The organism is Ramlibacter sp. (genome assembly GCF_035554825.1).
In the GTDB taxonomy this organism is placed as follows: Bacteria; Pseudomonadota; Gammaproteobacteria; order Burkholderiales; family Burkholderiaceae_C; genus Ramlibacter.
The window spans coordinates 35,492-44,092 of sequence record NZ_DATMHS010000079.1 but is presented as its reverse complement, the minus strand read 5'-3'; the positions used below and the strand labels follow the sequence as shown (position 1 = coordinate 44,092).

Annotated in this window: 9 protein-coding genes and 1 pseudogene; 5 read left to right on the top strand and 5 right to left on the bottom strand. The window is 71.9% G+C overall.

All coding sequences use genetic code 11. The features are described from left to right. Positions 1-189, top strand: a 189-nt coding sequence (locus VNT59_RS10385; RefSeq protein WP_414708375.1) for a hypothetical protein, incomplete at its 5' end; no start/stop codon positions are given. 13 nt (positions 190-202) lie between these two features. Here VNT59_RS10385 and VNT59_RS10380 read toward each other — a convergent pair. The 3 genes from VNT59_RS10380 to VNT59_RS10370 all read right to left on the bottom strand — a co-directional run bounded on the left by VNT59_RS10380 (position 203) and on the right by VNT59_RS10370 (position 1,824). After that, positions 203-511: a hypothetical protein gene (locus tag VNT59_RS10380; protein ID WP_325498329.1), complete on the bottom strand. Its 309-nt coding sequence runs from the start codon at positions 509-511 to the stop codon at positions 203-205. Positions 512-714: 203 nt separating this feature from the next. Then, a complete protein-coding gene (locus tag VNT59_RS10375) occupies positions 715-1,212 on the bottom strand; it encodes a gluconokinase (RefSeq protein ID WP_325498328.1) in 498 nt (165 codons plus the stop codon). A gap of 90 nt (positions 1,213-1,302) precedes the next feature. Further along, positions 1,303-1,824 carry a DUF2917 domain-containing protein gene (locus tag VNT59_RS10370; RefSeq protein ID WP_325498327.1) on the bottom strand — a complete coding sequence of 174 codons (522 nt, stop codon included), beginning with the start codon at positions 1,822-1,824 and terminating at the stop codon, positions 1,303-1,305. Positions 1,825-1,972: 148 nt separating this feature from the next. Here VNT59_RS10370 and VNT59_RS10365 point away from each other — a divergent pair. Beyond that, a pseudogene (locus tag VNT59_RS10365) lies at positions 1,973-2,928 on the top strand (LysR substrate-binding domain-containing protein). 37 nt (positions 2,929-2,965) lie between these two features. Here VNT59_RS10365 and VNT59_RS10360 read toward each other — a convergent pair. After that, positions 2,966-3,571, bottom strand: coding sequence for a 5-formyltetrahydrofolate cyclo-ligase (locus tag VNT59_RS10360; RefSeq protein ID WP_325498326.1), 606 nt, complete (start codon positions 3,569-3,571; stop codon positions 2,966-2,968). A 9-nt stretch (positions 3,572-3,580) separates the two neighbouring features. Between VNT59_RS10360 and VNT59_RS10355 the strand changes: the two genes are divergently transcribed. The 3 genes from VNT59_RS10355 (at position 3,581) to VNT59_RS10345 (ending at position 7,637) form a co-directional block, all read left to right on the top strand. Next, positions 3,581-5,575 carry a lytic transglycosylase domain-containing protein gene (locus tag VNT59_RS10355; protein ID WP_325498325.1) on the top strand — a complete coding sequence of 665 codons (1,995 nt, stop codon included), beginning with the start codon at positions 3,581-3,583 and terminating at the stop codon, positions 5,573-5,575. A gap of 68 nt (positions 5,576-5,643) precedes the next feature. Then, positions 5,644-6,333: a glutathione S-transferase family protein gene (locus tag VNT59_RS10350; RefSeq protein WP_325498324.1), complete on the top strand. Its 690-nt coding sequence runs from the start codon at positions 5,644-5,646 to the stop codon at positions 6,331-6,333. Between the two features lie 41 nt (positions 6,334-6,374). Next, entirely contained in the window at positions 6,375-7,637 is a 1,263-nt protein-coding gene (locus VNT59_RS10345; protein WP_325498323.1) for a multifunctional CCA addition/repair protein, read from the top strand. Here the strand turns inward: VNT59_RS10345 and VNT59_RS10340 are convergent. Next, complete coding sequence (locus VNT59_RS10340) at positions 7,634-8,593, bottom strand: ROK family protein (RefSeq protein WP_325498322.1); 960 nt, start codon at positions 8,591-8,593, stop codon at positions 7,634-7,636. The two genes, VNT59_RS10345 and VNT59_RS10340, sit on opposite strands and share 4 nt — an antisense overlap. Between the last annotated feature and the right edge of the window lie 8 nt (positions 8,594-8,601).

Here is an 8,601-nt window from a genome sequence, read left to right as displayed (position 1 = left end):
GGCCGGGCGACCGCCGGCGGCGCCGCGGCGATGGTCACCGGCTACACGCTCGGCGGCACGCTGGGCCCGCTGGCCAGCGGCGGCGCGCTGCAGCTCGGTGGCGTGCCGGGACTCGCTGGCACGCTGGGCATGCTGGCGCTGGCGGCATTGGTGGCCGCCCGCCGCCTGGCGCGGCCGCCGCTGGCGTGAGACCAGGCGCGGGTCAGCGCTCGCCCTTGGAGTGCGACTTGCCTTCCTGCTCCGCCGAATCGAGCTCGCGCGCTTCCTGCTCGGAGCGCGGCTTGGCCGCCTCGGCGTCCCGCTCGACGTCCGCCTTCTTCAGGTAGTCGCCGATGTTCTTCTGGTAGTCCCGGGTCGCTTCGTAGCTGCCCTCGCCCATCTCCTGCTTGCCGCCCGACTGCGCGCCGGGCTTGGGCTGCACGTCGCTGGAACCGGACCGCTGCTGATCGGGATCGGTCTCGCCCTCGGTTGGCTGTTGCAGGATGCGCGGCACGGGCTTGTCGGAAGGCATCACTTACTCCTGTGAAACGGTGTCGGCGACACGGTGCGCGCAGCTTAGGATCGGCAGCACAGCCATTCTGTCGGCGGCGCGCCGGCCGGCGCGTAGTCATCGGACTACACCGGCCGTCCGGTCGCTGCGCAGCGACGCCTGCGCCAGCGCGGCCTTCGAGGCCGGGGCGGCGGCGTGCCTGGCGCAGCGAGGCCGCGGCGCGATCAGGCGGCCTGGAGCCAGCGCAAGGCGCGGGCGCTGACCTCGTCCAGCGGCAGGAAGGCGTCGACCTGCAGCACGCCCGGCTCGCCGGTCGGGTCTTCCAGCGCCTCGAACTGGCTGGCCACGAGGCTGGGCGGATAGAAGTGGCCGTCGCGCGTGGCGACCCGCTGCAGCGCCTGTTCCGGCGTCAGCGCCAGGTGGACGAAGCGCAGTTGCGGCACGAACTGGCGCAGCCGGTCGCGGTACGAGCGCTTCAGCGCCGAGCAGGTCAGCACGGCGCCACCGGACCGCGCCTGCAATTCGCGCCCGAGGCGGTCGAGCCAGCCGGCCCGGTCGTCGTCCTGCAACGGCTGGCCGCTGCGCATCTTCTCGATGTTGGCGGGCGGATGGAACTCGTCGCCCTCGATCAGCGGCAGCCCGGACACCCGCGCGAGCCGCTGCCCCACGGCCGACTTGCCGCAGCCGGCGACGCCCATCACGACCACATGCGGGCGGGTCATGGTCGCCACTCGCGAGGACACCGAACCCGGAACCACACTGTCGAGCGGGCCGAGTCCCGCATCCTTCGCTTTCCTGCTGGCATGCGCCGATTATGCGGGCCCCTTGCTGCGTTGCGGCGGCGCGGCGGCAGGCGGCGCGCCGAACTCGGCATCGGCGCGATGCCGCCCCGATTCGCTCGCCGAGCCGATCCACAGCGCCGCCGTCAATGTCGATGCGGCCAGCACCACGGCGAACCGCAGCACCGGACCGAGCGCGTCGGGCGGCGCCGGATTGCGGATCACGCGGGCGCCGCACTCGCCGGCCGGCTCGCGATCGTGCTGCGCCAGCTGCCACTCGAACCGGGCCGGCTGCGCCCGCTGCGACGACTCCACCACGAGGCGCTCGCCGGCGCGCAGCGCCACCACGTCGCCGGACTGCAGCACGTGGTCGCCGCGGGCGTTGCCCGGCCCCGCGTGGGGGCCGTCGAAGGTGGCCCACAGCGCGCCGTCGGCCACGCGTACGTGGCCCGGCTGCGCCGGCCGGAAGGTCACCGCCTGGCCGGCGGGGACCAGCCAGGTCCCGGCCAGATGCTGGCGGCGGGCGGAGGGCGGGCAGGCATGCAGTTGTTCCATTCGATCACTCCCGAAGATGGTGCCGGCCGCCGCTTCGGCGGCGGCGTGGCTGACCCGTTCTGGTTATCAAATGATCGGCGCCAGTCGCTTGCCGGTCCAATGAAATCGCGATAGGCTATTGATGTTCCCTAAACATCAATAGCGGCCCATGTCCAGCGCCTCGCCCCTGCGCACCCGGCCCGTCTCGGCCGGTGCGCTGCGCACCTTCGAGGCCGTCGCCCGGCTGCTGAACTTCCGGGCGGCGGCGCAGGAACTCGCGCTGACCCAGCCGGCCGTGAGCCGGCAGATCCAGGGGCTGGAAGACGAGGTCGGGACGCGCCTGTTCCTGCGCCACACCCGGGCGGTCGAACTCACCTCGGCCGGAGCGCAGTTGCTCGCGGCCGTGAGCCAGGCACTGCCGCGGCTGGATGCCGCCGTGCGCCAGATCCGCCAGAGCGCGGGCGGCGCACCGTGGCGCTCACCACCTTTGCCTCGTTCGCCTCGCTGTGGCTCATTCCACGCATGGAACAGTTCCAGCGCGAGCACCCCGACATCGACATCCGCATCGATGCGAGCGACGCGCCGGTCGACCTCGACCTGGCGGACGTCGATCTCGCGCTGCGGCACGGGCCGGCCGCGCGCATGCCGCCGCACGCGATCCGGCTGTTCGGCGAGGAGCTGACGCCGGTGGCCAGCCCCTGGCTGCTGAAAAGCGCGCGGCCGGTGCGCGGCGCTCCCGATCTGCTGCAGTTCGCCCTGATCGAGGACGCCTACACCACGCACCAGGAGTGGCTCACGTGGCGCACCTGGTTCGACGCGCACGGCTTCGCCACCCTGCAGCCCAAACGCTGGCTCTACTTCAACTACAGCTACCAGATGGTGCAGGCGGCGCTCAGCGGCCAGGGCGTCGCGCTGGCGCGGCTGCCGCTGGTCGCGGAGAACCTGGCGCGCGGCGACCTGGTCGAGGCCCTGCCGGGCCGGCGCGTGGCTTCACCCTGGATCTACTGGCTGATTCCCGGGCCGCGCAGCGGCCAGCGTCCGGAGATCGAGGCCTTCCAGCGGTGGCTGCTGGCGCAGGCCGCGGTGACGCGGCTGGCCACCGGCGAGGACCGCGCCGCGAGCTAGGAAAGACCGGCGCACATCCCGCCGGGCGCGACGCGTCCTATTCGGCGCTTCCGTCGGCGGCGATCGGCCAGACCACGCCCTGGTCGTTGAGGATCGCATCCAGCGGCACGTCGTGCGGTTCCGGTTCCAGGTCGAACACGAAGTCCTGGGTGAAGCCCAGGCCCACCGTATACGGTTTGGGCCGCAGCGTCGCCAGCGTGCGGTCGTAAAAGCCCCCGCCGTACCCCAGGCGATTGCCGCCCGGTCCGTAGCCCACGCAGGGCACGAACAGCAGCGTCGGCACGATCACTTCGGTGTCCTTCGGCTTGGGAATGCCGAAAGCGTCCTCCTCCATCGGACATCCGGGGAACCATGCGTGGAACTTCAGCGTCCCACGCAGCTTGTCCACCACCGGCAGTCCGATCTGGCGCAACTGCGGCTCGTCCAGCAGCTCGCCATCCTCCTTCCAGCGATGCAGCGCCGGCAGCGGATCGAACTCGCCCTTGATCGGCCAGTACGCGCCGATCACGACGTCGGTGCGGTTGACAAGCCAGATGCGCATGACCCGCTGCAGCATCTCGCAGCGGCGGACCCGGTCGGGCATGGCCGACCGCCGCTGCACGAGCCGCGCCCGCAGGTCCTTTTTTTGCTGTGACTTGTCCATAATGCCCGAATGCAGTTGCGAAAGATTCTGACACTGTTCCTGGCCGTGCTCGTCGGCGGGGCCCAGGCGCAGACCCAGGGCGACGACCAGATCCTGCAGATGCAGCAGGCCTTTCGCCAGGGCAACAAGGCCATGCTGGCGCAGTTGCTGCCGCAGGTACGCGGGCATGTGCTGGAGCCCTGGGCCGCCTACTGGGAGCTGCGCAGCCGCCTCGACACGGCGTCGGCCGCCGAAATCCAGGAGTTTTTCGCGCGCTACGCCGGGACCTACCAGGAAGACCGGCTGCGCAACGACTGGCTGCTGCTGCTGGGCCAGCGGCGCGACTGGGGCACGTTCGCGGCGGAGTATCCGAAGTTCCGCATGAACGACGATCGCGAGGTGCGCTGCTACGGCCTGTACGTCACCCAGTTGCGCGAGGGCGGCGTGCCGGCGCCCGGCGTCGCCGAGGAAGTGCGGCGGCTGTGGATGTCGCAACGCGAGGCCGACGACGGCTGCACGTTCGCCATGTCGCGCCTGGTGGACGCGCAGGGCTCGCGCCGCGTCACGGTGCAGGACATCTGGCGCAAGGCGCGGCTGGCGGTGGAAGCGAACCGTCCGCGGGCGGCGGCGGCGGCCGTCGAAATCGTCGCGCCGGAGGCGCTGGCGCACCTGAACGACCTGACCAACGCGCCCACCCGCTATCTCACCAGCCGCGTCTTCGCGGCTTCGCGGGCGCGCAAGGAAATGGTCGTGCTCGCCCTGATCCGGATGGCCGCGAGCGATCTCGACAACGCGGCCAACCAGCTCGAAAGCAAGTGGGGGCCGCAGCTGTCGCCCGAGGAACGCAACTGGGTCTGGGGCGTCATCGCCAAGCAGGCCGCGCAGCGCCTGGGCAACGGCGGCGATCCGCTGGCGCACTACGCCAAGGTCACGCGCGACAGCGACCTCACCGACGACATGCTCGCCTGGAAGGTCCGGGCGGCCTTGCGCGGCGGGCGCGGACCGCAGTGGCGCGAGGTGCTGCAGGCGATCGACGCCATGAGCGGCGAGGCCCGCGCGGAGCCGACCTGGACCTACTGGAAGGCGCGCGCGCTGCAGGCGCAGGGCGGCGACGACCGCCGGGCGCAGGCGCAGCAGCTGTTCCAGTCGATCGCCTCGGTGCGCGGGTTCTACGAACAGCTGGCCCTCGAGGAAACCGGCCAGCAGATCAGCGTGCCGCCGCGCCCGGAGCCGCCCACCGCCCCGGAAAAGGAAGCGGTGCGCGCCCTGCCCGGCCTCAACCGGGCCCTGTACGCCATCAACCTGGGCCTGCGGCCCGAGGGCGTGCGCGAGTGGAACTACACCACCAACCTGGCCGCGGCCGGCGGCATGAACGAGCGCGAACTGCTGGCGGCGGCGCAGCTTGCCTGCGAGCGCGAGGTCTGGGACCGCTGCATCAACACCAGCGAGCGCACCAGGACCGCGTTCGACGTGGAGCAACGCTTCCCGATGCCGCACCGCGACGCCGTCGTGCGCCGCAGCCAGGAGATCGGCCTCGACCCGGCCTATGTGTACGGCCTGATCCGCCAGGAAAGCCGCTTCGTCACCGATGCCCGGTCCAGCGTCGGCGCCGCCGGCCTGATGCAGGTGATGCCGGCCACCGCGAAGTGGACGGCGCGCAAGATCGGACTGGCCAATTTCAGCCCCGACAAGCTGCATGACCGCGACACCAACATCGCGATCGGCACCGGCTACCTGAAGCTGGTGCTCGACGACTTCGACGGCTCGATGCCGCTGGCGGCCGCCGCGTACAACGCCGGCCCGCGCCGGCCGCGCAGCTGGCGCAACGGCCCGCCGATGGAAGGGGCGGCCTGGGCGGAGAACGTACCGTTCGGGGAGACACGCGACTACGTCAAGAAGGTGCTGGCGAACACCACGATGTACGCGGCGATCCTGACGGGCCGGCCGCAGTCGCTGAAGGGGCGCCTGGGCCGCATCGGCCCGCGCGACCTGAGCCAGCCCGAGCCGAGTCCGGACCTGCCCTGAGGGGGGCGGCGCCGGAGCGGCTAGCATCGGGGTCTCGCCCGCCGCGACGGGCCTTCGAGGAGACCGCGATGCTCAAGCTGTATATCGGCAACAAGAACTACTCGTCCTGGTCGATGCGCCCCGGCGTGCTGCTGAAGCAGACCGGCATCCCGTTCGAGGAGGTCAAGGTGCGCTTCGACTCGTTCGAGGCGAACTCCACGTTCAAGCAGCAGCTGCGCCCGGTGACGCCGACGGGCAAGGTGCCGGTGCTGGTCGACGGCGACCTGGTGATCTGGGACACGCTCGCCATCGCAGAGTACCTGGCGGAGCTTTTCCCAGACAAGCAGCTCTGGCCGGCGGACCGGAAAGCCCGCGCCCGCGCCCGCAGCGTCTGCGCCGAAATGCATTCCGGCTTCGCGGCGCTGCGCGGCACCTGCCCCATGAACATCGAGGCGACGATCCCGCAGGTGGGACCGCTGGCGATGCGCGATCAGCCGGCGGTGCGCGCCGACGTCGAGCGGATCTTTTCGATGTGGAACGAGCTGCTGCAGCAGTACGGCGGCCCGCTGCTGTTCGGCCAGTTCAGCATCGCCGACGCGTTCTACGCGCCGGTGTGCATGCGGCTGCGCACCTACGGCTTCGAGCTGCCGCCGCAGATCCGCGACTACGTGCAGCGCGTGGTGGCGCTGCCGGGGGTGCAGGCCTGGATCGACGACGCGCTGGCCGAGCGCGACTTCCGCGAATTCGAGGAGCGCTACCGGCTGCGGCCCGACCGCTGAGCTCGCGCCGCTTGCGCGGCGGCCTTCGTTACACTGGTCCGATGCAAACGTACATCGTCGGCGGCGCGGTGCGCGATGCCCTGCTGGGGCTGCCGGTGAACGACCACGACTGGGTCGTGGTGGGCGCCACCCCGCACGAGATGATCAGCGCCGGCTACCTGCCGGTCGGCAAGGACTTCCCCGTCTTCCTGCACCCGCAGACGCGCGAGGAGTACGCGCTGGCCCGCACCGAACGCAAGACGGCGCGCGGCTATCACGGGTTCGTGTTCCATGCCGAGCCCGACGTCACCCTGGAAGAAGACCTGGCCCGGCGCGATCTGACGATCAACGCGATGGCGCAGGACGAGCACGGCCGGCTGATCGATCCGTTCGGCGGCCGGGCCGACCTGCAGGCGCGGATGCTGCGCCACGTGACGGAGGCCTTTCGCGAGGACCCGGTGCGGATCCTGCGGGTGGCGCGCTTCGCCGCGCGCTTCACCGAATTCAACCTGGCGCCGGAAACGCTGGCCCTGATGCGCGAGATGGTGGGGGCCGGCGAAGTGGACGCGCTGGTGGCCGAGCGCGTGTGGCAGGAACTCGCGCGCGGCCTCATGGAGCAGCGGCCGTCGCGCATGTTCGCCGTGCTGCGCGAATGCGGCGCGCTGGCGCGGCTGCTGCCCGAGGTGCAGCGGCTGTGGGGCGTGCCGCAGCGCGAGGCGTGGCATCCCGAGGTCGACACCGGATTGCACCTCATGATGGTCCTGGACATGAGTGCACGGCTGGAGGCAGCGCTGCCGGTGCGCTTCGCCTGCCTGACGCACGACCTGGGCAAGGGCACGACCCCGCCGGACATCCTGCCGCGCCACATCGGCCACGAAGAGCGCAGCGCCCAGCTGCTGCGCGGGGTCTGCGAGCGGCTGCGGGTGCCGGTCGAGTGCCGCGAACTCGCCGACGTGGTCGCCCGCGAGCACGGCAACATCCACCGCAGCCAGGGGTTCGGCGCGGCGGCCATCGTGCGGCTGCTGGAACGCTGCGACGCGTTCCGCAAGCCCCAGCGATTCGACGCGATCCTGCTGGCGTGCGAGTGCGACGCGCGCGGCCGGCTCGGCATGCAGGAGCTGCCCTATCCGCAGCGCCAGCGCCTGAACGCGGCGCTGGCCGCCGCGCAGGCGGTCAACACCCATGCGGTCGCCACCGCGGCGCAGGGGCAGGGCGTGACCGGCCCGCGCATCGGCGAGTTGATCCATCACGCGCGGGTCGAGGCGGTGGCGCAGTCGCTGGCCATGGCCGCGCCGGCCGCCGCCGATACGCAGTCGCGCGGCTAGCCGCGGGCGCCGGCGGCGGGGGCGTCGGCGCCGTTGGCCAGCAGCGCCAGCGCCGCGTAGTCGCCCACCTGGGTGCCCAGGCCCGCCGTCACCAGCTCGCAGCCGGCGGTCAGCGCCGGGAAATGGGACGACACCTGCGCCTGCAGCCTCGGCAGCAGGTAGTCGGCGTTGTGCAGGTAGACGCTGCCGCCGAGGCTGATGCGCTGCAGGTCGAGCGTCGCCGTGAGGTTGTACAGCGCCCGGCCCATGATCCGGCACAGCTCCGCGACCATCGTGTCGGCCCGCGCGTCGCCGTCCTTGGCCAACTGCATGAGCGTGGGTGCGTCGGCGCCGAACCGGCGGGCGATCGCGTTGCCGGCGACCAGCGCCTCGACGTCGCCGATGTTGCCGCAGCCGCACAGCGCGTCGTTGTTGTCGGAGACGAACATGTGCCCGGCGTGGCCGGCGTTGCCGTTCTTGCCCCGCAGCAGCCGGCCGTCCACGCACAGGCCGACGCCGATGCCGGTGCTCCAGGTGACGTAGGCGCAGTGCTCGTAGCCGCGCAGGGCGCCCCAGCGGCGCTCCGCCTCCAGCGCGGCCACGCAGTCGTTCTCGATCCGCACCTGGGCGAAACGCTCGCGCAGCACGCCCTCCAGCGGCGCCGTCAGCCAGTCGTTGGGCAGGCCCCGGGCCGGGCCGGCGATGCCGCCGCAGATGTTCGGCGCCGCGATCTCGATCAGGCCGCCGCGCATGACGAACGGGCCGCAGGAGGACACGCCCGCGCGCTGCACCCGCTCGGGCGCCACGCCGATCTCGGCGCAGGCCTCGTCGACCAGCCGGATCAGCTGGCGCGCCAGCGCATCCGGCGTGCCGGTCTTGGCCGTCGCCTCGCTGCGGCGCGCGAACAGCGCCAGGCCGGTGCCGCTGCTCAGGCTGACCGCCACCTTGGTGCCGCCGATGTCGATGCACGCGTCCATGGCAGCGT